Consider the following 25,118-nt stretch of genomic DNA (forward strand, 5'->3'; position numbering starts at 1 on the left):
AAATGACACTTAAAAACCCTTTGGATATGCATTTGCATTTACGCGATGAAAGCATGCTTGAACTTGTAGCTCCATTTAGTGCAAAAGACTTTAAAGCAGGGGTTATCATGCCAAATTTAATCACCCCGCTTACTGAAACAACTGCACTCAAAGCTTACAAGGAACGCATTTTAAAAGCATGTAAAAATGAAGATTTTACGCCTTTGATGACTTTATTTTTTAAAGACTATGATGAGCAATTTTTAGAAAAAGCCAAAGATGAGCTTTTTGCTATCAAGCTTTATCCTGCAGGTATCACTACTAACTCAGATAATGGAATTTCAAGCTTTGATATAGAAAAGTTAAAACCTACACTAAATGCTATGAGTGAGCTTGGACTGCCTTTACTTGTACATGGAGAAACAAATGATTTTGTAATGGATAGAGAAGCAAATTTTGCTAAAATCTATGAAAAATTAGCTAAAAACTTTCCAAAATTAAAAATCATAATGGAGCATATCACCACTAAGGTTTTGTGTGATTTATTAAAAGATTATGAAAATTTATACGCAACTATCACTTTACACCATTTAATGATAACCCTTGATGATGTAGTGGGTGGTAAGATGGATCCGCATTTATTTTGCAAACCTATTGCAAAACGCTATGAAGACAAAGACGCTTTATGTGAGCTTGCTTTTAGTGGTTATGAAAAGGCTATGTTTGGAAGCGATAGCGCACCTCATCCATTACACACTAAAGAATGCTGTGGGTGTGCAGCTGGCGTATTTAGTGCGCCGGTGATTTTACCTGTGTTAACTGAACTTTTTGAAAAACATTCAAATGAAACAAATTTACAAAAATTTATTTCAGATAATGCTTGTAAAATCCATAATCTTAAATTTGAAAAAGATAAAATCATCACTTTAGAAAAACAAGAATGGCAAGTAGCACAAAAATACGGCGATGTAGTGCCATTCATGGCAGGAAAAATTTTAAATTTCAAGGTTATTTAGCCTTGAAATTTAATCAATAATCAAAAGTTTTATCTTAGCTTCTATAATCTCTTCTACCTCATCTTTTATAAAGCTTTCTAGCTCTTGTTTGTTTGCATTAATGCCATTCATACTCAAATGCCACAAAGCATTTTCTATCGCACTTTCTTTATCTCTTTTTACCACTCTAGTTTCGTTAAAAATTTCACTCTCATAAGGGATATTTTGTGCATTTAAAAAACCTTGCAAATCATCTTCGTAAAAACCTTTAAAATGCGTATTAAAATGCTCAAATATAGGATCTAAAAAGCTACTTTTACGCCTACTTGCCCAGCCTAAATACACCTTTTTAGAAGCTAAGCTTAAAAAAGCTTTATAGTCTTTTTCATTTTGTAAAGCAGGAGACATACTCAAAAAGGCTAAGTCAAATTTTGTGTTATTGTTTTTATAAAAGTTTTCAAAGTCTAAATTTAGGGTTTTTACATTTGATATAGCATGAGTTTTTACATCTTCTTGTAAAATTTCAAGCATAGCACTAGAGCTGTCTACACCCAAAACACTTTTTGCTTTTTGTGCTAAATGCAAAGTCCAAACACCACTCCCACAACCTATATCCACCACGCTTTTGCCTTGCAAAGACCCAAGTTTTGCAAAAGTAGCTTTTTGAATTTCGTTTAAACTAGGATTATACCTTGCATAGCTTTTTGCTTTTTTATTCCATAAATTCATCTTCACTCCTTATTTTTTCTAATATAGTATAATATTTTTTTGTTTTTAGAAAGGAAAATTATGCGTGTATTGTTTTTGTGTTTGATTTCATTTTTAAGTATATATGCTAAAGATTTGGTAAGTGTTAGTATAGCCCCACAAGCTTACTTTGTAAAGCAAATTGCTAAAGACACTTTAGATATTAATATAGTCATACCGCCTAATGCAAATGAGCATACTTTCGAATTTAAACCAAGTGGTATTTTAAAACTTGAAAAAAGCGATATTTACTTCACAGCAAATTTAGAATTTGAAAAAATTTGGATTTTAAAACTTAAAGATAATCTCAAAAATACCAAAATCATCTCTACTCAAAATGGCATTGATTTTATACCTTTGCAAGAGCATGCTCACGAAGGACACCATCATCATGGAGATGACCCTCACACATGGCTTGATCCACTTTTAGCAAAAACTCATGCTAAAAATATCACCTTAGCACTTATAGAACAATACCCACAAAACAAAGCATTTTATGAGCAAAATTTAGAAAATTTCTTAAAAGAAATGGATGCATTAAATTTACAAATACAAGCTTTATTTAAAAATGCAAAAAACAAGCATTTTCTAGTCTATCATCCATCTTGGGGGTATTTTGCAAAAAGATATCATCTAAGCCAAATTCCTGTAGAAATAGAAGGAAAAGAACCCAAACCAAAAGACTTAGCCAAGCTTGCAAAACTCATACAAAAAGAACAAATAAAAGCTATTTTTGTACCCAAAGGAGCTAATAATAATACTATTAAGGCTATGGCAAGTAATTATAATCTTAAAATCATAGAACTTGATCATTTGCCAAGTGATTATGAAAATGAACTTTTAAAAGATGCAAAAAATATAGCAAGCGTTTTACAATGATAAAAATCAATATTAAAAATTTAAACTTTTCATATAATCAAGATGAGGTTTTAAAAAATATCAACCTAAACTATGAAAGCAAAGACTTTTTAGCCATAGTAGGGCCAAATGGCGGGGGTAAATCTACACTTTTAAAACTCATACTAGGTTTACTAAATAGTCATAAAAATATAAACTTTGAAAATTTAAGTTTAAAAGATATAGGCTATGTCCCACAAAATACTTTAGCTAATCCAAACTTTCCAGTGCGCGTGCTAGAAGTGGTGATGATGGGAAGGGTGGATAAAAAATTCTTTGGTTTTTATACCAAAAAAGATCAAGAGCAAGCCTTGCTAGCCTTAGAAAAAGTAGGTATGAGAAATTTTTGGGATAAAAAAATCAATGAACTAAGCGGAGGTCAAAGACAAAGAGTTTATATAGCAAGAGCCCTAGCAAGCGAATGCAAACTTTTAATCCTTGATGAGCCCACTGCAAGTATAGATACTAAAGGCTCTGTGCAGATTTTTGAGCTTTTGAAAAAATTACACGAAAGCGGGGTTGGTGTGATAGTAATATGCCATGATTTAAATGTAAGCTTAGCTTATGCAAATAAAATCGCATATTTAAATAAAGAATTATTCTTACATGAAAACACTCCTGAAAAAAAGGCACATTTACTAGCGCATTTAAGCCAAAATCACACGCATTTTTGTGATGTGGAGCTTAGCTTGGAGCAGTGTTGTTGCAAAGGAGAAAATCATGCTTGAACTTTTATCTAGCTCTTTTATACAAAATGCTTTTTTGGCTGCATTTTTAACTAGCATTGCTTGTGGGATTATGGGGACTTTGATCATGATCAACCGCTTAAGTTCTATGGCAGGAGGTATTACGCATGGGGCTTTTGGGGGCATAGGTATAGCATTTTATTTTGGTTTGCCAGTATTAGTTAGCACGAGTTTATTTACTCTTTTTTTAGCCTTGCTTGTAGCATTTTTAGTGCAAAAATATCCTTTTAGAAGTGACAATATAGTCGGTGTTATATGGGCTTTTGGAATGGCTGTTGGTATCATACTCATAGACTTAACTCCTGGTTATAATGGTGATTTAATGGGATATTTATTTGGTAGTATTTTGTCTGTACCTACGCAAGATATAGTTTTATTTGCAGTGATTGATGTAATTTTTATCATTTTAGTATTGCTTTTTTATCGTCAATTTGAAATTCTAAGCTTTGATAAAGAATTTGCAAGCTTAAGAGGGGTTAAAACCAATCTTTTTCATTATCTTTTAATCGCAATGATGGCTTTTTGTATCGTTATAAGTATCAAAGTAGTAGGACTTATACTTGTGATAGCTTTGCTTAGCATACCTGCATTTATCGCTGAGAGCTTTTCTAAAAAGCTTGGTCAAATGATGATCATCTCTACGCTTTTGAGCATAAGTTTTTGCGTGATAGGGCTTTTTGTAAGTTTTTATTATAATCTTGCAAGTGGAGCTTGTATCATAGCTAGCGCTTGTATAGCTTTTGTGCTTTATCTTTGTTTTAGAGTTTTTGCAAAGAAAAGTTGAAATTTACTTTTATCTTAAAATACTATTTTCATGCACTCTTAAAAAACTAGCAAATTTTGGCTTACCATTTTTGGTTAAGCCATTATATTTAAAAGTGATGATAGCACCAACTGGCGGAGGGTTTAAGCGATCGCTTTCTTTAAAACCTGAGCCTATTTTAAAACTTACTTTTTTACTCTCAATCACTGCTTCACAAAGCAAAGATCCCATTTTACCTTCAAATTTTCCTTTGCCTTCAAAATGCTTTTTTACAACGCATTCTGTATCATCAAAAGGTTTTAGTTTAAAAGCATTGTTTGATCTTTTCTTTTCATAAGGTGCGTTGTTTAATCTTATGATTATACCCTCGCCTTTATGCGAAATGATATCTTGGTAAAATTGCTTTAAATGATTTTTATCTTTAATGCGAATTTGTGGGATGATTTTTATAAAATCATTTGGATTTTTAGCTAAATGCTTTTTTAAAACTTCTAATCTTGCTTCTAAAGTACAAGGATCAAGTTTAAATTCCTCACAAGCATTTGGCACATCAAAGATATTATAACTTACTTTTTGCCAAAGTTTTTCATCAGGATTTTCTTGGCGTATTAAAGATGAAATTTCTTCAAAAGAAGCTCTTTTTATCCAAAGTTCTCCATCTAACTCAAATTTAGGAAAGTTTTTTGTGAAAAATGAAGGGAGTTTTATAGCATTTCCTGCTCTTGTTTGCATAGACTTACCACTCCAAAGCCCTCTTACACCATCGAGTTTTTCGCTCATTAGATAATGGCTTAAATTTATATCTTTAAATGCTTTTTCATCATAAACTTTAAAAAGTAAAATATCTTTTGCAAAAAGCGGATTTAAAAAGAGAGTAAAGAGAAAAACAAGGCTTATAAAAAGCCTTGCAGTAAGATTAAAGTGCTTTTTTAGCAGCATCTGCTATTTTAGCAAAAGCAGCTGCGTCATTCATTGCTAAATCAGCTAAGATTTTTCTATCAAGTTCAATGCCTGCTTTTTTAAGACCATTTATAAATCTTGAATAACTAATATCATTTAGTCTGCAAGCTGCATTGATACGTACTATCCAAAGACGACGGAAATCACGTTTTTTGCGGCGTCTATCACGATACGCATAAACCAAACTTCTTTCTAATTGTTCTTTAGCTTTTCTAAAGTGTTTGCGGCGACCACTATAAAAACCACGCGCAAGTTTTAAAACTTTTTTATGTCTGCGGCGTCTTACAACACCTGTTTTTACTCTTGCCATATTTATCCTTTCACAAATTGGCGTTCGTTAAACGAATCTTGCCCTTTAAAAATAAGGGGAGTTTGAATGACTTTCGTCAAAAACTAAATTTAAGCGAACTTAAATTCCTAACATTTTTTCAACCGCTTTAACATTGGTTGAGTGAACATACTTAGAAGTGCGAAGATCACGCATTCTTTTAGCAGGTTTTTTAGTCAAAATGTGGCTTCTATAAGCAGCGCCTCTTTTGATTTTATTTTTACCTACTTTGAAGCGTTTAACAGCACTTTTAACGCTTTTCATTTTTGGCATGTGTATCCTTTGGATCAATTTTTTCATAAAAGAAAGCTATCATTTTACTACAACTATGCTTTAGAAAAATTAAATTTTTATGACACAACCTGTCACAAGGGTTAAATATAATTTATTCAATATTTCACAAATAAGGAGAAAAAATGCTACCTTTAATATTAGGTGGAGTAGCTTTAGCTGTAACTGGATATGGCATAAAAAAATGGTACGATAAAACCAAAGAGAATGATGTTTTCAAAAACAACAATAAAAGTTTTAGCATGCAAGATAATAAAAAAACATACACTGCAAGTGATTTTTACAAACCTGACTCAATATTCAACGAAAAGCAGGATACTCTAAACAATAACAAATCAAAAGAAGATGAAGAAATAGCTATGAAAATGGAAGCTGTGTTTGGAAAGCAATTTTAGTAATATACACTAAAGACTATCTATCATAGCAACAAATAATCACATTAAAAGGAGTTGTAAATGGCGGTTGTAATTGGCATTATAGTCATGATAGCTACTGCTATATGGGCTATTGTCTGCGGAGCCTTTTGGGCTTTATTTATATTTGTAGTGTGGTGCGTTATTTTACCAAGTTTATTTTTTATAGAAAAATACGGACTTATAAATGTAGTGGTTTCTTACGTGCTAATTTTAGCTGGTGTAATGATACTTACAAGGATAATTAAAAGTAAACAATACTAAAAAAACCTTGACAATACGGGGGGGGGGTATTGATATAATTGACATAAAAAATAATAAGGAGGGTTAAATAATATTAAAACATAATTTTCCTTGCACTTCATGTGGAGCATGTTGTAAAAATATTAATGGCATTGAAGAGTTGAAACACTTTAATATAAATGGTGTTTGCATTAATTTACAAGAAGATAACTCTTGTAAAATTTACAACGAAAGACCCTTAGTATGCAGAGTGGAAGATTTTTACAATAAATATTTTAAAGACACTATGAGTAAAAAGGATTTTTATAACGAAAATATAAAAATATGTAATTTATTGCAAGATAAATTGAAGCTAGATAAAAAATACAAAATAAATTTAACAACAAAGGAGATTTAAAATGGCAGTTCCATTTATTTTAGGCGGAATAGCTTTAGCAACAGGTATATTTGGTGCTAAAAAAGCATACGATGGTTATCAAGATAAGTGTGCAGCAGAAGAGTTAGATAATAATGCTAAAGCAATTTTTGATTATGCAAAAGAAAAATTAGATATAGCTAGAAAAAATGCTGAACAAGCTTTGGAAAATTTAGGGCATGCAAAGTTGCATATTCATCAAAATTCTTTTAAAGAGTTTATTGATATTTTTTCTAAACTTAAAAATGTAGAAAGCGATGATTTTTCCAAAGATGATTTAAAATTTAATATTAATGAATTTATAGAATTTACCAAAGAAAGTGTAATTGACTTTACAAAATTAGCTACGGGTGGGATAGCATCTCTTGGTGCTGGGGCTTTAGCTGGTATTGGAGCTTATGGTAGTGTTGGATTACTTGCAAGCGCTTCTACCGGAACTTTAATTTCTACACTAAGTGGCGCAGCGGCTACTAATGCTACTTTAGCATGGCTTGGAGGAGGTAGCTTAGCTGCAGGTGGATTTGGAATGGCTGGTGGAATGGCTGTTTTAGGTGGTATAGTAGCTGCGCCTGTTTTAGCAGTTGGAGGATTTTTATATTCTAAAGTTGGAGAGCAAGCTTTGGACGAAGCAAAAAGTAACCTACATAAAGCAAAAGCAGCAGCAAGTGAAATGGATACTGCAAGAATTGCAACAACAGCAATCAGTTCTATTGTAAATGAATCTCTTATAGCTATACAAAATTTAGATGGAGTTTTAATTAAAGAATTACAAACTTTTAAATTAATGATTATAAGAGAAAGTGATTATTCTAAATTTACTAATGGTGAAAAAGCATATACTCAATTTATTGTCAATTTAGTAAAAGCAATTAGTGGTATCTGCAAAGTAAATGTACTGACTGAAGATGGCATAGTAAATAAAGAATTTAAAAAAGCTGTCCAAATAGCACAAAATTTAAATAAAGAAATACAAACTATTTAAAAGCGGAATTTCCGCTTTTAAAATAAGGGAGATACCATGAACACTGTATCATTATTTGATGAATTACTAGAAGAACTAGGGACACAAAGTTTAGCAAGATTACCCATCAATATATTTAATGTCAACTCATATGAAGCCTATATGGAAAGTGCAAAACTTACAACAAATATGCAAAAAACTACACAACAACATGGCAATAACCCAAATGGTTTTGGTCAATTTTATGAAACACTAGAAGTTGGTAAAGAAAACATCAGCAACGCATATAATAAAAATAAAAATAGAAGCTTCACAACAGATGAGCTTGCCGAAATAAGCAAAGTCTTCAAAGGGGAAAATATTGATCTATACAAAAAAGAGACAATTTTGGCAAATTATAGCGATGAAGAAATTAAAAATTTGACAAACAATGTCAATCTAGACAACTTAACCAAAACAAATCATACTATAGTAGATACCGTAACTTTAAACGAAAAAGGTGAAATAGCTAAAACAGAACAATTAAAAGCTGTTAATGATAGTATATTTGGAAAAGAATATAATAGATATTTTGAAGCGATTAAAAATGGAAATTTAGACTATATTAAAACTGATAAAGAAACTTACGAAAGGGCGCAAAAAGAAATAGAAAAGTTAGAAAGTGCTATAGAAAAAGCGCCTGAAGAAAAACAAGCTTCTTTAGAAAAAAAACTTCAAGAATATAAAAGCAAATTTTCTTTTCTTACTCAAGGCAATGAGAGAGAAAAAGCTGGCTATACACAAGAAGAAAGCAAAGATAAAACTATTACTATCAAAAAAAGTGATGATATATTTAGCAAAAAACATGAAGATGATTTTAATAAAATTAAAAATGGAGAAATAGATTATATTGTAGTCAATAAAAAAATATATGAAAATGCACAAAAAGAGATAGAAAAATTAGAAAGCACTATAGAAAAAGCATCCGAAGAAGAAAAAGAGTCTTTAAAAAAAGAACTTGAGATAAAGAAAGAGATTTTTAATCATTTAAAGAAAAACGAACCTACAAACCATACAGACAAAGATAAGGCCTTAAAAGAAGTATATATTATTCAAGCAAAACAAGCTGCCATAAATGTTTTTCAAACTGGAGCCAGTGATGCTGGTGTTGTTGTTCTTAGTACATTTGCAAGCGGTGTTATAGCTGAACTTAAAAGCGAATTTATAAAAAAAGAACATGAGGATTTTGAAGTAAGATTTAAGCGCTTGTTATCAAGAGTAATTGAAAGCGGGAAAGATGCTTTTATAAGAGGAGCTAGCTATGGTATTATAGATGTTATTGTTGGAATTGCTTCGCAATATTTTAAAAGAATTGGTGGGCACTTAAAAGCTTTGTGGAAAAATTTAAGAAGTAGTTTAAAATCTATATGGAATGCAATATATGCTTATATAACTGGTAAAATTAAAAGTTTTGATGAACTTATAAAAGTGATATTAAAATCTTTGTTTTCAGCTATCATGACTATATTTGCAATTGCCTTAGAAGAACAAATTTGTCAAGCATTAGGTGGAAGTCAATTAGCTCAAATTTTATCCATAGGAATATCCATTTTCATTTGTTCATTAGCTGTGGTTTTATTTTCTAAAACTGTTGAAATAACAATAAATAGCTTTGTTGCAATTTTTGCTAAGGCGAATTTAGCTAAAGCAAGAAGAGAAGAAGTTGAAATGGTTTTTGATAAAATCATGCCTAAAATGATAGAAAACCAAGAATCTTTGGAAATTTTCATAGATGATTATATGCGTGATTTAAAAAATACTAATAATATGAGTTTTCAAGAATTACAAACCGCCTTAAATAACAGTGACTATACACAAGCAAATCAATCTATTATAAACCTTGCAGAAAAATTTGGTGTTGATGATTTATTTAAAACACGAAAAGAATTTGATGATTTTATGTTTAGCAATGAAAATTTAAAAATATAAAAGGAATAAAATGGGATTTTTAGATACTTTAAAATCTATAGCAATTAGTGCAAAATGCGGAATTGGGTGGCACGGAGGAACTTACAGCAATGAAGAAGGAAAACCTCAATGCTATCTTTCAAAAACATGCCCTGACTGTAATGAATATATCAGTAAATACAATCACAACTTTGCAGAAAGAGTTATAACAGATCCGTACTCTTGCAGAGGTTATGAAGAATGTACTTATTGTCAGCACAGAGAATTTGGAACATATCACAAATTTGAAAAAGTAAGAAAAAATGAAAGATGTCAGATAATAGAAAAATGCTCTCAATGTGGAAAAGAACGTTTGGGCGATATACAGCATTCTTGGGTACAAATTCCTTTTACAAATAAAGATGCCTCTATTAATGGAAAAAGAAAATGTAGAGATTGCGGATATATTGAACAATAAACCATGCTAAACAAACTACCTCAACTTTTTTCATTGCTTTTTAGCTATAAATCAAACATCTTTGATATCATCTCAAAGCCAAAGCAAGCTTATACTTACACTAAGTTTGCTTTAGAGCTAAAAGAGCTTTATGAAAAAGAAAATGACAAAACAGAAGCCGCTTTTATCATCCTAGATAGAGTGCTTAAATTTAAAAAAGAAAATCCTGATGATTTTAATGATTTTTTAAAGCTTATTCAAGAGCTTTTAGCCACCTATGAAAATGATCCAAAAACAATCAAACAAAACATCAAAGATTTGCTAAAATAAACAAAAAAGGTTGTATATGGAAAAAGACAAGCTTTCTACGCGTTTAGTTTCTATACTGCAGTGTTTAAACAATGGCGAGCGTTTTAGCTTAGAAGAGCTTGCGCAAGAATTTAATGTCAGCATTCGCACCATACAAAGAGACTTGCATGAACGCCTTGCTTTTATCCCTATAAAAAAAGAAAATGGAAAGTATTTTTTAGAAGGCTATGTTTTAGGAAAATTAAGCTTTAAAGATATACAAAATTTTGCTATTTTAAGCGGTATAGGTAGGCTTTATCCTAGTTTAGATAAAGAGTTTTTAAACGACTTGCTTAATGAAAAAATCAATAAAGCCTTTTTAGTCAAAACCCAAAGCTATGAAACACTTGATAGAGAAGTTTTTGAAGAACTAAGCGCAGCTATCATAGCAAAATATCCCATTAGTTTTTACTACAAAGAAAAACACAGAAAAGCTAATCCATACAAACTCATCAATATTGACCACATATGGTATCTTTTAGCAGATGAAAACGATACTTTAAAAACCTTTACTTTTTCTAAAATCACACAACTAAAAGTAGAAAAGAAAGAAATTTTTACCCCAAAAGAAGAGTTTTTAAAACAAATTCAAAAAGATCAAAGTAACTGGATTAGCAAAGAAAATAAAGAGGCTATTTTAAAACTTGATAAAAAAGCTAAAGAATATTTCTTAAGAAAAAATGCCCTTACTAAATACGAATTTATAGATGAGGATGAGAATTTTATTTACATCAAGGCATTTTATACCTATGATGATGAGCTTTTAAATTTAATAAGATATTGGATACCATATATTAAAATAAACAAACCTATCGCTTTAAAAGAAAAACTTTTTGAGCAGTTAAATACATACATGCAAGATTAGCGTTTTTTTAATATATAGAGTTGTTCTTGTATATGCATAGAGCGTTTAGAAAGGTTTCTACTAGCTCTAAAGGCATTATACTTTTGCTCAAGCACAAAGCATTCTCCAAGACTTTGAAGTCTTTTTGTGAAATTTTCTTTTTTTACAAAACCCTCGCAATTATAAGAAAGCAATACAATCTTAGCTTTTAAATCATTTATCAAATCAAACAAAGCATCTTCAGCTTTTTTTTCTTTGTTAAAAGCACTGCGGTTCCAGTCTTTTGGTATACCAGAAACCTTTGAAATTTCCTTTGGCTTTTTATAATTAGCGATTAAATTTAACATAAAATAATTTGATCCATAAGGGTGTTGATTATAAGGTGGATCTAAATACGCCACATCAAAGCTATCAAGCTCTTTAGCTAAAATATTTGCATCTTTTTGAAAAACCTCATATTCACAAGTAAAATTTGAAAAAATAGGCATTTTTAAAGCTATATCGCCTTTTATACGACTAAGTGCGTTTGCTCCATTTCCTCCAAATTTTCCCACTCCATTTTTATCTTTATAAAAACCTTTAAAAACCCCACTTGTATTTGCATGCACACTTGCTTCATAAATAAGTGGTGCAATGAAATATTTTTGAATTTCTTTTGGCAAGCTTGAAATTTTTTCTCGCATAGAGTCTAAATACATCGCATTTTTAAGCGTGTAAAAAACTCTTTCATTTTTTTGGATATACTCATCATCATTTGGCGCATAAAGCTTGCTTATAAAGCCTTTTTTGAGTTTTAAATCAGAAATTAAAAAAGCGTAATGTTTTTGTAATTCTTGTAAAAATTGTGTATTTTGATTGCTTAAATAACATTCATTGATGATTTTAGAATAATCTTCCAAATCATTTGCCATGATAAAACTCGCATAAGGCTTCACAAAACGCGAAACTACCCCAGAGCCACTAAATACATCACAAAAACTAAATTTGTCTTTTTTAAGCTCATTTTGTGCGAATTTAAAGCCTTGATTTAAAAACTCAAGTAAGGATCTTTTATTACCAAGATAAGTTATGATTTGTTCTTTTAAAAATTGTGGATTTTCTTCTAGCATAAGTTTAAAATACAAGCCTTAAAAAGGCTTGTGATTATTTTTTCTTTTTAGGAGTTACTAGCATATTTACATAGCGTCCTTCGAGTAAAGGCTCTTTGTCTCTATCTGCTATATCTTCAACCATTTGCCAAATTTTTTCAAGCAACGCCACCCCTGCTTCAGGAGAGCCCATCTCACGACCTTTTAAAAACACTCTAAATTTAACATGCTTGCCTTGCTCTAAAAACTCACTTGCATGTTTGACCTTATAATTAATGTCATTTTGAGCGATTTTCACAGAAAGTTTGATTTCTTTTATATCAATAACTTTTTGTTTTTTCTTTGCTTCTTTTTGTTTCTTTTCTTGTTGATAACGGAATTTTCCATAATCCATTATCTTACATACAGGTGGTTTGGCTTCAGGGGCTATCATCACCAAATCAAGCCCTAGTCTATTTGCTATATCTAGCGCTTCATCACTACTAATAATGCCATAAACCTTGCCATCATCACCTATACATCTGATCTCATCTGCTTGAATTTCTTCATTTAGCAATACTTCTTTTTCTTTACTCAAAAGCGTACCTCACTTAATTTCTCCTTTGTTAGGGTTATAAATTCATCTAAAGTCATTGTTTTTTGCTCTTTTGCTCTTCTGTCTCTTAAAGCCACACTTTTGTTTGCTACTTCTTCATCACCTAAAACAAGTATTATAGGCACATGTGCTTTTTCAGCGGTGCGGATTTTTTTATTTAAGCTTTCATTTTTATTATACACTTCACTATCAATGCCAAGTTCTAAAAGTTTTCTTGCTATTTCTTTCGCATAATCATGATGATTTTGCGAAATAGGCACTATAGCTACTTGAGTTGGTGCTATGAAAAATGGCAACTCACCTGCACAATGCTCTACTAAAATTCCTATAAATCTTTCAAAAGAACCCAAAATAGCACGGTGAAGCATTACAGGTTGTTTTTTCTCATTATCTGCGTCTGTGTATTCGAGTTTAAAACGGCTTGGTAAGTTAAAATCTACTTGTATAGTTCCACACTGCCATTTTCTTTTTAGCGCATCAGTGATTTTAATATCGATTTTTGGACCATAGAAAGCTCCACCACCCTCATCAATGCCATATTTTAAACCTTGTTCATCTAAAGCTTCTTTTAAAGCCTTTGTAGCTATGTCCCAAATTTCATCATCGCCTATTGCTTTTGCTGGGCGTGTTGAAATTTCCATTTCATAATCAAACTCAAAAGCCTTCATCAAAGTATCAACAAAACTTAGAATTTCTAAAACTTGTTCTTTTATCTGACTTGGCATACAAAAAATATGCGCATCATCTTGAGTGAATTCTCTTACCCTAAAAAGCCCGTGTAAAACTCCACTTTTTTCATGGCGGTGTACCACACCGTATTCAAAAAATTTCAAAGGTAAATCACGATAACTTCTAACATCGCTTTGATAAATTTTAATATGCCCTACACAATTCATCGGCTTAATGCCATATTCTTGCTCATCAATTTGCGTAAAATACATATTTTCTTTATAATTTGCATAATGCCCACTAATTTTCCACGCATCAGCTTTTAAAAGCTCAGGCCCACGCACAGGCTCATAACCTCTTAATCTATGTGCTTTATATAATAAATGTTCTAATTTGCTTCTTAATTTTGCACCATTGCTAAGCCATATAGGAAGCCCACCGCCTATTTCATCATCAAAGGCAAAAAGTTTCATTTCATTACCAAGTTTTCTGTGATCTCTTTTTTTAGCTTCTTCAATGATTTTTAAGTATTCATTTAAACTTTCTTTATCTGCAAAAGCAGTACCATAAATTCTTGTGAGCATTTCTCTTTTTTCATCACCACCCAAATACGCTCCCGCTACACGAGTAAGTTTGAAAAATCTTAAATATCTAGTATTTGGTACATGAGGCCCACGACATAAATCTTCAAATTCGCCTTGCTTATAAATACTTACTTTTCCATCAGGAATTCTCAGCAAAACTTCTTGTTTTAAATCATCATTAGCAAATTTTTCTTTAACCTCAGTCTTTGAAAGTTCGTATTTTGTGATGTCTAGCTTTGCTTCAGCTAGTTCTTTCATTTTCTTTTCGATTTTGCTTAAATCTTCTTCTGAAATCTTACTATCAACCCTAAAATCATAATAAAACCCATCTTCTATCACAGGTCCTACGAAAAATTTAGCCTCTGGATATAGACTTTTAATCGCTTGAGCCATTAAATGCGCACAAGAGTGGCGGATAACTTCTAAACTTTCTTTAGAGTTATCAAAATAAATCGGAGTTAAATTTGTGTCATTGTTAAAACTTTGAGTATCTACCAAAGTTTCATTATTTGCATATGCAATTATATCTTTTGTCATTTCTACCCTTAACACTCACTAACCTTGTGAGCTTAAATTAAAATATAAGACTAATTTTAGCTATGAAAAACTTAAACTTTTTTTAAATAAAGGATATTTTTATATTTCAAACACCCGTTCTTGATATATCTAAAGCGCCACTCATAAAAAGATATAAAAATACAAAACCTAAAATTATCCTATAAATTCCAAAAGGTATAAAGTTTATCTTGCTGATTAATTTTAAAAATATTTTAATTACCACAAAAGCCACTATAAAAGCTGTTACAAAACCTATGGCTAAAGGAATGAAATTATTCATATTACTTAAAACCTGTGGTTCTTTATAAATACTATAAGCTGTTGCTATAATCATAGTAGGAATTGCAAGCAAAAACGAAAATTCAGAAGCAACTTTGCGATCAAGCCCAAGCAATAAGCCACCTATGATACTTGCTCCACTTCTTGAAGTACCTGGTATAATAGCAAGAGCTTGGGTTAAACCTATCAAAAAAGCTTGTTTATAACTTACCTCATCTAAAGAGTGAATTGTGTAGTCTTTTTTTCTATGTTTAAGTTCTATAATGATAAAAATAATCCCACCAATGATTAACATAGTAGCCACGGTATAGCCATTAAATATTTCTTTTAAAAACTTATATGCTATAAAACCCACCCCACCTGCGGGCAAAAAGCCCACAGCAAGTTTTAACCAAATATCAAGTTTTTGAGTTAGTTTATCTTTGAAAATAAAAATCACCGCTAGTATAGAACCAAGCTGAATGATGATAAAAAAACTTCTCCAAAAATCATCTATATTTAAACCCAAAATTTCAGCACCCAAGATCATATGCCCTGTAGATGAAACAGGTAAAAATTCTGTCAAACCTTCGATAATCCCTAAAATCAAAGCATAATAATAATCTAAATTCATTTTTTAAGTACTCTTCTTGCAAAAATTAGCATGATCGCTACAAAAACTACAAAACCTATAATCCCATCGTCTTTAAATGAAGTTGCAATAGCAAGTGGATCTTCAGCCCCACCTCTGCTAATAGAAAGCACAGTTAAACCAGCTATTAACACTCCAAACAAACTCTCACCCACTATCAAACCAGAGGCAAATAAGGTTCCTTTTTGCTCATGCTCTTGAATAAGTTCTTTTTTATGAGCATTTTTAGCATATCTTTGCTCCAAACGCTTTTTGATTAAATACGCTAGTAAGCCACCTACAAATAAAGGCATATTAACAGCAGGTGGTAAATATATACCTATACCCACAGCTAAAGGTGGCAAAGACATATTTTTCTTTCTTAATAAACGATCGACGATAATTATACCAACACCTACAAAAGCTCCCGCTATAATATAACTCCAATCGATATTAGCGTTAAAAATGCCTTGTGCTATAGTACTCATCAAATTTGCTTGTGGTGCAGCAAGCGCATTTGCCTCATCCATTCCTTCTCTTGGCATTGCACCCACAAAACCATAAGCTTGGTATAATAAATTTAACACAGGAGCGATAGCCAAAGCTCCAAATACACAACCTATAATCAAAGAAACTTGCTGTTTCCAAGGAGCTGCACCCACTAAATAGCCAGTTTTTAAATCTTGTAAATTATCATTAGAGATGGCAGCAGTTGCTAAAATAACACTAGTAGTAAATATAGCAAAAGCGATGGCAAATTTAGACATTAAAGGATCGCTAAATAAATCTACTTGATAACCCAAAAGTAAAATAATCAAAGAAGAAATCATAATCCCAATAAGTCCTATACCCGAAATAGGAGAAGATGATGAACCCACTAAACCTGCCATATATCCACAAGCAGAAGCTACAAAAAAGCCTATAAAAATAGCTACTAAAGTTCCTACCAAAGCAAAAAGAATTTGATAACCACTTGCTAAATTTGAATCAGCCACAAAAGCATAAAATGAAATAAACAAACCTATACACATAAGTACAAATAAACCTAGCATAGCTTTTAAAGATAAATCCATATCTTTAGGATCTTGTGAGAGGTTTAATGAGGTTTTTTTAAGCATATTTTTCATGCCATCATATACAGGTTTTGCAAGTTCTATTAAAGTCCATAATGCCGCTATAGCAATAGCTCCTGTGCCTATTAAACGCACCTTTTGAGCCCAAATTTGATTAGCTATATCAAGTGCACTTAAACTCGCGTCAAAACTTTCTTTAGCAGAAAAATATGGTACAAAAACCATCCAAGCAAGTACCATACCCACAAGCAATGCAACACCTCCGGCTATACCTACTAAGTATCCAGCACCCAAAAGCGCCACTGAATAACCCATAGAAAAGCCAAAAGTCATTTTTTGCCAAATGAATGCAAAACTACTTCCACTTGAAAGTAGTTTAAAACCGCTTGAAAAAAGACTTATTACAGAAGCAAAAACCACGCCAAGTGTGATTTCTTTTAAGCCTACTTTTCCTTTTTTATCAGCTTGATCTTTATTAGCTACTTTTAAAATTTCAGCAGCAGCTCTTCCTTCAGGATAAGCTAATTTACTCTCTACCACCATAGCTCTACGCAAAGGTATAGTAAAAAGCACGCCCAATCCACCTCCACAAAGACAAAGCATAAAAGTAAGCCAAAGCGGAAATTCAAACCAATATCCACACATAAAAAGACCTGGTATAACAAAAATCACAGCCGAAAGCGTACCTGCAGCTGAAACTTGAGTTTGAACCATATTATTTTCTAAAATATTAGAGTCTTTAAAGATTTTTAAAACAGCCATTGTAATCACAACAGCAGGAATAGAAGTAGAAAAAGTAAGACCAACTTTAAGCCCCAAATATACATTTGAGGCGGTAAAAATAATCGTTAAAATACTTCCTAGTATTATACCCCTAAGCGTAAGCTCCGGTAGTGAGTTTTTTGTATGCATTTTGTTTCTCCATTTTTATTGACAACCTTCACATTCTATAGTTCTATCAACTACATCATCATTTACTTTTTGACTATCAGGGCTTTCGCTTCTTAGATAATAAGTTGATTTAACACCTAATTCCCAAGCAAGTTGATAAATTTCATTTAAATATCCACCGCTTGCTTTATCTAAAGAAACAAAGATATTTAATGATTGACCTTGATCAATCCATTTACCACGAATCGCTGCTGCTTTTACTAAGATTTTTTGATCAAGCTCATAAGCAGGGGTATAATACTGCCAAGTATTAGCACTTAAATTTGGTACTACAGTTGGTATCATACCGCTTAAGTTTTGCTCAAACCATTTTCTTTTATATACAGGCTCAATTGTTTGAGTAGTACCCACTAAAATAGAAATAGAAGAAGTTGGCGCTATAGCCATTAAATAACCATTTCTTATGCCATCTCTTTTTAGTTTTTCTCTTAATTTTTCCCAATCACACTCGCTTTGATCAAACAAACCTTCACTTGCGGTAAGTTTTTTAGCATTTTCATTTGCTACATCAATTGGCACTATACCTTTACTCCAGTTTGATCCTTCAAAGTCAGGATAACTTCCTTTTTCTAAAGCTAAATTTGAGCTAGCTAAAATCGCCTCATAGCTAATCATTTCCATAATACGATCAATTTTTTCAAAATGCTCATTAGAACCCCAATAAATTTGAGCTTCAGCCACCATTTGCGCTTCACCCATTACACCAAGCCCTATAGCACGTGATTTTAAGTTGGTATTTTTAACCTTTACATGAGGATAAAAATTTAAATCAATCACATTATCAAGCATTCTTATTGCTGTTGGCACTACTCTTTGAATGTCTTCTTTAGTATTGATTTTACTTAAATTTATACTTGCAAGATTACAAACTGCGGTTTTTCCTTCGTTTTTGTATTTTTCTACTATATAGACTTTTTTACCATTAATACTATCTAAAGTAGAAACTTTCTTAGCAAGCTTTTTATACCCTCCATCTATTGTAAGTTCTTCATTCTCATCTAAATGAAGCTCTGTTTTATCATCAAATACAATTTTGATTTGATAATAATTTGGATCTGTATTTTGAAAAATTTCTGTACATAAATTTGAACTTCTTATAATTCCTGCGTGGGAATTTGGATTTGTTTTATTTGCACTATCTTTAAAACATAAAAATGGCATACCTGTTTCAAAATAAGATAAAAGTATTTTTTTCCAAAGCTCTTTTGCATCTATAATTTCTTTAGCTATGCTTTCATCTTTTTCAAATTCTTCATATTTTTTCTCAAATTCTTCACCGTATAAATCGCATAAACTTGCTGTATCAGCAGGATCAAAAAGCGTCCATTTGCCATTTGCTCTTACTCTTTTCATGAATAAATCATTAATCCACAAAGCAGGGAAAAGCTCATGTGCTCTTCTTCTTTCTTCACCTGAATTTTTACGCAAGTCTAAAAAGTCATTAATATCCATATGCCAAGGTTCAATATAAACTGCAATTGCACCTTTTCTAGTACCAAGTTGATCAACAGCAACGGCTATATCGTTGGTGATTTTTAAAAATGGTATGATCCCACCTGCTGCATTTTTATGCCCATCTATACTTCCACCCATAGCGCGCACCTTAGACCAATCCCAGCCTATACCACCGCCAAATTTAGATAAAAGCGCCATTTCTTGATAAGAATCAAAAATTCCTTCTATATTATCAGGCGTGCTTCCTATATAACATGAACTTAATTGATGTCTTGTAGTTCTTGCGTTTGAAAGGGTTGGAGTTGCAAGCATTACTTCAAAAGTTGAGATCAAATCATAAAATTTCTTAGCCCAAGTTTGAGAATCTAGCTCATTTTGTGCTAAAAACATCGCAATAGCCATAAACATTTGCTGTGGTAATTCTATAGGCATGCCTTTAGAATCTTTAATCAAATACCTATCATATAAAGTTTTTATACCAAGATAAGTAAATTGCAAATCACGTTCTGGCTTGATATAAGCATTAAGATCATCTAAATCATATTTTTCTTTTAAGCCGATTAAAATCCTACCTTCTTTTTCTCCTTTTTCAAGATATTCTCTTAAATGCTTATATCCATTATAACCACTTACTTTTTTATATAAATCATATAAAAATAATCTTGCAGCAACAAAGGTCCAATTAGGTCTATCAATATCTATTTTATCTACTGCTGTTTTTATAAGAGTTTGTTGGATTTCTTCTGTTGTTATACCATCACGAAATTGAATTTTTGCATCTACTTCAAGCTCGCTTTGGCTAACATTTTCTAAATTTGCCACCGCGTCGGTGGTATATTTTTTAATTTTAGAAACATCTAACTCTTCAGTTCTTCCATTTCTTTTTAATACTTTCACTCACAACCCCTAGTTTATTATTTAAATGTTCTTTCAAAAATTTTATCTACATTTTTTGTATAGTAGTTATAATCAAAACAATTTCTAATATCTGCTTCACTTAAAGATTTTTTCAAATCCTCATCAGCTAATAAAGCCAGCAAAAACAAACTCTCGCCTTTTTCATTTAAAGCAGGCTTACCATTTTGCAAATCAGCCCAAACTTTCATAGCATTTCTTTGAACGATTTTATAAGCTTCTTCTCTGCTTATACCTTTAAATGGAAGTTCAAGCAACACTCTTTGAGAGAATACAAGTCCTCCGGTTAAATTTAAATTTTTCATCATATTTTCTGGATATACCAAAAGCTTTTCTATCACACCACATAATCTTGAAAGCATAAAATCAGTCGTGATAAAAGCATCAGGTAATACAAATCTTTCTACGCTAGAATGTGATATATCTCTTTCATGCCACAATGCTACATTTTCCAAAGCAGGTGTTACATAAGCTCTTATCATCCTGCAAAGACCAGTGATATTTTCACTCAAAACAGGATTTCTTTTATGAGGCATAGCTGAGCTTCCTTTTTGTCCTTGAGAAAAATATTCTTCAGCTTCATATACTTCTGTTCTTTGAAAATGGCGGATAGCAACAGCAATTTGCTCACAACTTGAAGCTAGAATAGCTAAAGCTGAGATAACTTGTGCGTAGCGATCTCTTTGTATAACTTGGTTTGAAACTGGCGCTGGCTTAAGATCTAAGTTTTTACAAACTTCTTCTTCAAATTCAAGCGGAGCATGAGCAAAATTCCCCATAGCACCGCTAATTTTTCCATAGCTAATCACTTCTTTTGCATGAATGATTAAATCTTTTGCATGAACTAGTGAATCATACCAAATAGCCAAGACTAAGCCAAAAGTTATAGGCTCTCCATGAATTCCATGACTTCTTCCTACCATTAAGGTATTTTTATGCTCATATGCTCTTGTTTTAATCGCTGCTAAAACTTGATCTAAATCTTGCAAGATTAGTTCTAAACTATCTTTAATCTGCAAAGCAACTGCAGTATCAATACAATCTGAACTTGTCATTGCATAATGTACAAAACGACTTTCCTCGCCCAAACTTTCACTTACACTAGTTAAAAAAGCGATAACATCATGTTTGGTAGTTTTTTCTATTTCATCTATTCTTGCTATATCAAATTTTGCATTTTTTATAATTTTTTCACAATCATCATCTTTAATAAGACCAAGTTTATTCCACGCTTTCACAGCAGCTAATTCTACTTTTAACCATGCGTCATATTTTGCTTGCATGTCCCATTTTTTAGCCATGATTTCTCTACTATATCTTTCAACCATTTTCAAGACCTTTTTTTATATAATTTTTTATGAAAAAATAGCTTGAATTTTATTATAAATTACCTAAGAAAGTTATTAAATGGCATATATAAAAAAGAAACTAGCAAATAATGGAAAAAAGGCATTTAGACTACTTATGGATGAGTTGAAAATTTCTATGCGTGAAGCACAAAAACTCATTGATAAAAAAAGACTATTTTGTAATGGAAATTTGGTAGAAGAAAAAAACAAATTTTTAGATGGCTTAGTGGAATTAATCGTATATGAAAATAATCCCAAAGGATTAGAAATAGTTTTTGAAAATGAAGATTTTGCTGTAGTAGAAAAACCAAGCGGGGTGCTAACTCATCCTAATGGACGCAATTGTACTTATAGTCTTTGTGATGAAATTTGGCATTTATGGGGTGAAAAAGCTTGCGTGGCTCATAGACTAGATAAAGAAACAAGCGGACTTTTACTCATAGCTAAACATAAAAATGCACAAATTGAGTTAAAAACCATGTTTGAAAAAAGATTAGTGCAAAAAAACTATCTTGCTCTAGTAAAAGGAAAAACTAAAAAAGAATTTATAGTAGATAAAAGCATGGATTTGGCTAAAGACTATGATGCAGTAAAAACTAGAATGCATATTTGTGAAAATGGTAAAGAAGCTTTAACGCAATTTTATACTTTAGAATATTTTGAAAATTTAGATGCCAGTTTAGTTTTAGCTAAACCTCTAACAGGCAGACAACACCAAATAAGACTACATTTGTTTCATGTGAAACATAAAATTTTAGGTGAACCTTTATATGGTTTAGAAAAAACACAAATTGAGCAAATATTAGATGGAAAAATGAGCGATATCGAAAGAGCTCAAATCACAGGTGCTAAAAGACTACTTTTGCACTCTTTTAGCTTAGAATTTACATATAAAAATCAAAAATTTTTGATACAATCTCAAAAAGATATAAAAGATGAGTTTTTGAAAAATTAATATTAATCTTTTTCTAACTTTAAAACTTTATCAGTTTGGATTGCAATTGGAATTTTTTTGATAGGCTGACTAAAATCTCTACAATAATCACAAGATTTATAAAAATCTTGAGAATAAAATTCAAAAAATCTTTCTTTAGAATCCTCTAAATTTAAAAAATCGCCATTAAATTCTTCAAGTCCTTTTAAACGCGATAAAGAACTTGATATAGGGCAAACAAAAATAGCTCCTTTAGGTGCTAATTGTTTATTTTCTAAGCCCTCAGATGTCATCAAACTTACACATGACATTTGACAATTATAATAATTTTTAATTATATCTTCTTTGCTTCTACCGCGCTTGTAAATTTTATCTATATCATACCAATAATCTATTGTATTATAAGAAAACGCTATATTATTTTTCTTAAGCTTACTCAAAATACTCTCTTGTTTTAAAGGTATTTTTAAATTTGGTGATTTTCTATAATCTGAAATACTTATTTTTCTTGCTTTTTTTGATTTTTTAAATCTCAAAATCAAATCTTCTTTAAAGTCTATTGTTGCATTAGTTAAAATATCAAAAGTTAGTATTTTCTTTTGAGTATCTAAATAATCAATCAATTGTGGTAAATCTTTAAATAACAAAGGCTCTCCACCTATGATTCTAACCCTTGCGATAGAATCTACCTTAGATAAAAGTAACTCTAATGATTCTATAATGCCCTCTAAAGTACAAGCATATTGATTTGATGGTGAAAAATATTGCATTAAATTATTACATGATTCACAACGCAAAGTACATCTTGTAGTTAAAACTAATTCTAAATAAGGAATATCCACCTTACCTTCTAAAACCCTCTTTTCGAAGTATTTTTTCAAATAAAATTTTTTCATCAAAGCAGCATAAGGAACTTTAAAAATTCTAGCAATTCCTCTTTTACCATTTAAATGAGAAAAATACCAAGAAATATTTGGTTTTATATATCTATTTTGAAATAATTGGTTTTCTAATAATTGTTTTTTATCTATCATTATTTTTCCCTTCATTTTTTAATACATAAATAATCCCACCAAGTCCTATGATCACCACTATGCTTATAAAAATAAGTTGTGCTATATCTAAAAAAGTCATTGTTTACTCTGCCTTTCTTTAAGCTGTCCGCATGCAGCTGAAATATCAAGTCCTTTACTTTCTCTTATCGTACAAGTAACACCTTTTGCACTTAAATAATCTTGAAATTTAACTGCATTTTCAACACTTGGTCTTTTATATAAACTTCCTTCGTGTGGATTAAAAAGTATTAAATTTACTTTAGCTTTTATACCATTTAAAAGTTTGACTAATTCTTTTGCATGTTCTATTTTATCATTTATCCCATCAATTAAAAGGTACTCAAACATTACTCTTTTACGCTGATCTATAGGAAAATTTCTCACTGCTTCCATAATGCTTGCTATATTATAAGCTTTATTAATAGGCATTAATTCACTTCTAAGTTCATCATTAACCGCATGGAGTGAAATAGCCAAAAGTACACCCAAATTCATTTCTCCAAGCTCTTTAATTTGCTTTGCTAAACCACTTGTACTTATAGTTTGTCTTCTAGGGCTTATTGCCAAAGCATCATTATCTGCTAAAATTTTAACTGCCTTAGAAACATTTTTGAGATTATCCAAAGGTTCTCCCATGCCCATATAGACTATGTTAACCCTTCTTTCATAAGGAATGTGATTATGTTTTTTGATCCATAAAATTTGTCCTACTATTTCTCCTGCAGTCAAATTTCTTTTCAAACCGCCTTTAGCAGTCAGACAAAAACTGCACCCGCTTTTACACCCCACTTGAGAGGAAACACAAATGGTATATCTTGCATGTTTGATGATTTTTCCATTTTCATCTACAAGCTCTTCTTTCATTGGTAGCAAAACAGCTTCTATTTTTTTACCATCTAAAAGTTCAAAAAGATATTTTATGCTCCCGTCTTTGCTTTTTTCATCTTTCACACATTTTAAAGGTGAAAAATGAAAATTTTCTTGCAAGTGCGCTCTAAAGTCTTTTGGCAAAGATGACATTTGTAAAAAATCATCTGCATATTTTTTATATACCCATTCAAAAATTTGCTTTGCTCTAAATTTTGGCTGGACTAAATTTTCTAATTCTTCTTTAGTAAGGTCTAATATATTTTTTAATTCACTCAATTTTTTTCCTATATAAGTTTTTTATCTAACAAAAAATCTTTTAATAATTCTTTTGCCTTTTGATGGTTTTTTAAAAAATCCTCATGTGCAAATTCATTACAAAAATTTGTCGCACATAAATAACAAATTCCTTCTATCTCTTGCATTTTTGCGCAAGAAAGCACTGCATATGCTTCCATATTTTCTATATGCACACCCTTTTTAAAAAATTCTTGGGCGATATTTTCATCTTTACAAATATAATTTGAAGAATTAATCATAGTTTCATGTGAAACATTTAATCTAATCTCATTTGCTATAGGCGTATAAAAACTATCAAATAAATCAGCGTATTCTAAATTCGCTGCGTTAGAACTTTCATAAATGTCTAAAATTTTTCCTTCTTGGTAAATTCCACATGTGCCTATAAAAATCACTCTATCTACTTTTACTTGACTTAAAATTTTACCTAGAGAAAAAGCAGAATTAACCAAACCTATGCCTATACTTTGTGCAAATTTAAAATCCTCATTTCCTCCTGCACATACTATAAGATTTTTCAAAA

At 31.2% G+C, this 25,118-nt stretch carries 28 protein-coding genes; 13 read left to right on the forward strand and 15 right to left on the reverse strand.

From position 1 onward, the window contains the following. The first annotated feature begins 2 nt into the window (after positions 1-2). Positions 3-995 carry a dihydroorotase gene (pyrC, locus tag L8W68_RS03950; protein ID WP_263675066.1) on the forward strand — a complete coding sequence of 331 codons (993 nt, stop codon included), beginning with the start codon at positions 3-5 and terminating at the stop codon, positions 993-995. A 9-nt stretch (positions 996-1,004) separates the two neighbouring features. On the opposite strand, the gene L8W68_RS03955 is transcribed toward pyrC, so the two are convergent. Further along, positions 1,005-1,703: a class I SAM-dependent methyltransferase gene (locus L8W68_RS03955; RefSeq protein WP_263675067.1), complete on the reverse strand. Its 699-nt coding sequence runs from the start codon at positions 1,701-1,703 to the stop codon at positions 1,005-1,007. A gap of 60 nt (positions 1,704-1,763) precedes the next feature. Between L8W68_RS03955 and L8W68_RS03960 the strand changes: the two genes are divergently transcribed. Genes L8W68_RS03960 through L8W68_RS03970 form a run of 3 tightly spaced genes read left to right on the forward strand, consistent with a single transcriptional unit; the run spans position 1,764 to position 4,148 of the window. Next, entirely contained in the window at positions 1,764-2,600 is an 837-nt protein-coding gene (locus L8W68_RS03960) for a metal ABC transporter solute-binding protein, Zn/Mn family (protein ID WP_263675068.1), read from the forward strand. Next, a complete protein-coding gene (locus L8W68_RS03965) occupies positions 2,597-3,346 on the forward strand; it encodes a metal ABC transporter ATP-binding protein (RefSeq protein ID WP_263667442.1) in 750 nt (249 codons plus the stop codon). The genes L8W68_RS03960 and L8W68_RS03965 overlap by 4 nt, the downstream gene beginning before the upstream one ends. Next, positions 3,339-4,148, forward strand: a complete 810-nt coding sequence (locus L8W68_RS03970; RefSeq protein ID WP_250323755.1) for a metal ABC transporter permease — start codon at positions 3,339-3,341, stop codon at positions 4,146-4,148. Before L8W68_RS03965 ends, L8W68_RS03970 begins: the two co-directional genes overlap by 8 nt. Before the next feature lie 9 nt (positions 4,149-4,157). On the opposite strand, the gene L8W68_RS03975 is transcribed toward L8W68_RS03970, so the two are convergent. From L8W68_RS03975 to rpmI, 3 genes are all read right to left on the reverse strand, one after another. Continuing rightward, positions 4,158-5,066, reverse strand: a complete 909-nt coding sequence (locus tag L8W68_RS03975) for a DNA ligase (protein ID WP_263675070.1) — start codon at positions 5,064-5,066, stop codon at positions 4,158-4,160. Further along, the gene (gene rplT / locus L8W68_RS03980; RefSeq protein ID WP_039617097.1) at positions 5,044-5,397 is read right to left on the reverse strand and encodes a 50S ribosomal protein L20; all 354 of its coding nucleotides are present in this window, start codon (positions 5,395-5,397) and stop codon (positions 5,044-5,046) included. Before rplT ends, L8W68_RS03975 begins: the two co-directional genes overlap by 23 nt. Positions 5,398-5,496: 99 nt before the next feature. Then, a complete protein-coding gene (gene rpmI, locus L8W68_RS03985) occupies positions 5,497-5,688 on the reverse strand; it encodes a 50S ribosomal protein L35 (protein ID WP_039617094.1) in 192 nt (63 codons plus the stop codon). A 143-nt stretch (positions 5,689-5,831) separates the two neighbouring features. On the opposite strand from rpmI, the gene L8W68_RS03990 reads away from it, so the two are divergent. From L8W68_RS03990 to L8W68_RS04025, 8 genes are all read left to right on the forward strand, one after another. Continuing rightward, positions 5,832-6,101 carry a hypothetical protein gene (locus tag L8W68_RS03990; protein ID WP_263675071.1) on the forward strand — a complete coding sequence of 90 codons (270 nt, stop codon included), beginning with the start codon at positions 5,832-5,834 and terminating at the stop codon, positions 6,099-6,101. Between the two features lie 60 nt (positions 6,102-6,161). Beyond that, positions 6,162-6,383, forward strand: a complete 222-nt coding sequence (locus L8W68_RS03995; RefSeq protein ID WP_039617091.1) for a hypothetical protein — start codon at positions 6,162-6,164, stop codon at positions 6,381-6,383. 70 nt (positions 6,384-6,453) lie between these two features. Then, positions 6,454-6,759 (forward strand): YkgJ family cysteine cluster protein, encoded by a 306-nt coding sequence (locus tag L8W68_RS04000; RefSeq protein WP_263675094.1) that lies wholly within the window; start codon positions 6,454-6,456, stop codon positions 6,757-6,759. Between the two features lies 1 nt (position 6,760). After that, entirely contained in the window at positions 6,761-7,759 is a 999-nt protein-coding gene (locus L8W68_RS04005) for a hypothetical protein (RefSeq protein ID WP_263675072.1), read from the forward strand. 36 nt (positions 7,760-7,795) lie between these two features. Further along, on the forward strand, positions 7,796-9,706 hold the full coding sequence (locus L8W68_RS04010) for a hypothetical protein (RefSeq protein ID WP_263675073.1): 1,911 nt from the start codon (positions 7,796-7,798) through the stop codon (positions 9,704-9,706). Positions 9,707-9,716: 10 nt separating this feature from the next. Then, positions 9,717-10,142, forward strand: coding sequence for a hypothetical protein (locus tag L8W68_RS04015; RefSeq protein ID WP_214135730.1), 426 nt, complete (start codon positions 9,717-9,719; stop codon positions 10,140-10,142). 3 nt (positions 10,143-10,145) lie between these two features. Further along, on the forward strand, positions 10,146-10,451 hold the full coding sequence (locus L8W68_RS04020) for a hypothetical protein (RefSeq protein WP_263675074.1): 306 nt from the start codon (positions 10,146-10,148) through the stop codon (positions 10,449-10,451). 16 nt (positions 10,452-10,467) lie between these two features. Beyond that, a complete protein-coding gene (locus L8W68_RS04025) occupies positions 10,468-11,334 on the forward strand; it encodes a helix-turn-helix transcriptional regulator (RefSeq protein WP_263675076.1) in 867 nt (288 codons plus the stop codon). Here L8W68_RS04025 and L8W68_RS04030 read toward each other — a convergent pair. The 7 genes from L8W68_RS04030 to purB form a co-directional block, all read right to left on the reverse strand. Next, positions 11,331-12,422, reverse strand: a complete 1,092-nt coding sequence (locus L8W68_RS04030; protein ID WP_263675077.1) for a DNA adenine methylase — start codon at positions 12,420-12,422, stop codon at positions 11,331-11,333. The two genes, L8W68_RS04025 and L8W68_RS04030, sit on opposite strands and share 4 nt — an antisense overlap. 34 nt (positions 12,423-12,456) lie before the next feature. Continuing rightward, entirely contained in the window at positions 12,457-12,978 is a 522-nt protein-coding gene (gene infC / locus L8W68_RS04035) for a translation initiation factor IF-3 (RefSeq protein WP_039617082.1), read from the reverse strand. Beyond that, the gene (gene thrS / locus L8W68_RS04040; protein WP_263675078.1) at positions 12,975-14,786 is read right to left on the reverse strand and encodes a threonine--tRNA ligase; all 1,812 of its coding nucleotides are present in this window, start codon (positions 14,784-14,786) and stop codon (positions 12,975-12,977) included. The genes infC and thrS overlap by 4 nt, the downstream gene beginning before the upstream one ends. 106 nt (positions 14,787-14,892) lie before the next feature. Further along, positions 14,893-15,699, reverse strand: a complete 807-nt coding sequence (locus L8W68_RS04045) for an undecaprenyl-diphosphate phosphatase (protein WP_263675079.1) — start codon at positions 15,697-15,699, stop codon at positions 14,893-14,895. Then, on the reverse strand, positions 15,696-17,681 hold the full coding sequence (locus L8W68_RS04050; RefSeq protein ID WP_263675080.1) for an OPT family oligopeptide transporter: 1,986 nt from the start codon (positions 17,679-17,681) through the stop codon (positions 15,696-15,698). The genes L8W68_RS04045 and L8W68_RS04050 overlap by 4 nt, the downstream gene beginning before the upstream one ends. Before the next feature lie 15 nt (positions 17,682-17,696). After that, positions 17,697-20,072: a ribonucleoside-diphosphate reductase subunit alpha gene (locus L8W68_RS04055; protein ID WP_263675082.1), complete on the reverse strand. Its 2,376-nt coding sequence runs from the start codon at positions 20,070-20,072 to the stop codon at positions 17,697-17,699. A 17-nt stretch (positions 20,073-20,089) separates the two neighbouring features. After that, positions 20,090-21,418 (reverse strand): adenylosuccinate lyase, encoded by a 1,329-nt coding sequence (gene purB / locus L8W68_RS04060; protein WP_039625018.1) that lies wholly within the window; start codon positions 21,416-21,418, stop codon positions 20,090-20,092. Between the two features lie 79 nt (positions 21,419-21,497). On the opposite strand from purB, the gene L8W68_RS04065 reads away from it, so the two are divergent. Further along, positions 21,498-22,394 (forward strand): RluA family pseudouridine synthase, encoded by an 897-nt coding sequence (locus L8W68_RS04065; protein WP_263675083.1) that lies wholly within the window; start codon positions 21,498-21,500, stop codon positions 22,392-22,394. A gap of 2 nt (positions 22,395-22,396) precedes the next feature. On the opposite strand, the gene L8W68_RS04070 is transcribed toward L8W68_RS04065, so the two are convergent. The 4 genes from L8W68_RS04070 to L8W68_RS04085 are packed head-to-tail and all read right to left on the reverse strand — an operon-like array spanning position 22,397 to position 25,116. Beyond that, complete coding sequence (locus L8W68_RS04070; RefSeq protein WP_263675084.1) at positions 22,397-23,407, reverse strand: radical SAM protein; 1,011 nt, start codon at positions 23,405-23,407, stop codon at positions 22,397-22,399. Then, positions 23,397-23,507 carry a hypothetical protein gene (locus tag L8W68_RS04075; RefSeq protein ID WP_087699086.1) on the reverse strand — a complete coding sequence of 37 codons (111 nt, stop codon included), beginning with the start codon at positions 23,505-23,507 and terminating at the stop codon, positions 23,397-23,399. Before L8W68_RS04075 ends, L8W68_RS04070 begins: the two co-directional genes overlap by 11 nt. Next, positions 23,504-24,574 (reverse strand): 23S rRNA (adenine(2503)-C(2))-methyltransferase RlmN, encoded by a 1,071-nt coding sequence (gene rlmN, locus L8W68_RS04080; RefSeq protein ID WP_263675085.1) that lies wholly within the window; start codon positions 24,572-24,574, stop codon positions 23,504-23,506. The genes L8W68_RS04075 and rlmN overlap by 4 nt, the downstream gene beginning before the upstream one ends. A gap of 8 nt (positions 24,575-24,582) precedes the next feature. Next, positions 24,583-25,116, reverse strand: a complete 534-nt coding sequence (locus L8W68_RS04085; RefSeq protein WP_263675086.1) for a purine-nucleoside phosphorylase — start codon at positions 25,114-25,116, stop codon at positions 24,583-24,585. Positions 25,117-25,118: the final 2 nt, after the last annotated feature.

The sequence above is a fragment of the Campylobacter sp. FU_497 genome, from assembly GCF_025772425.1.
GTDB classification, from domain to species: domain Bacteria; phylum Campylobacterota; class Campylobacteria; order Campylobacterales; family Campylobacteraceae; genus Campylobacter_D; species Campylobacter_D lari_C.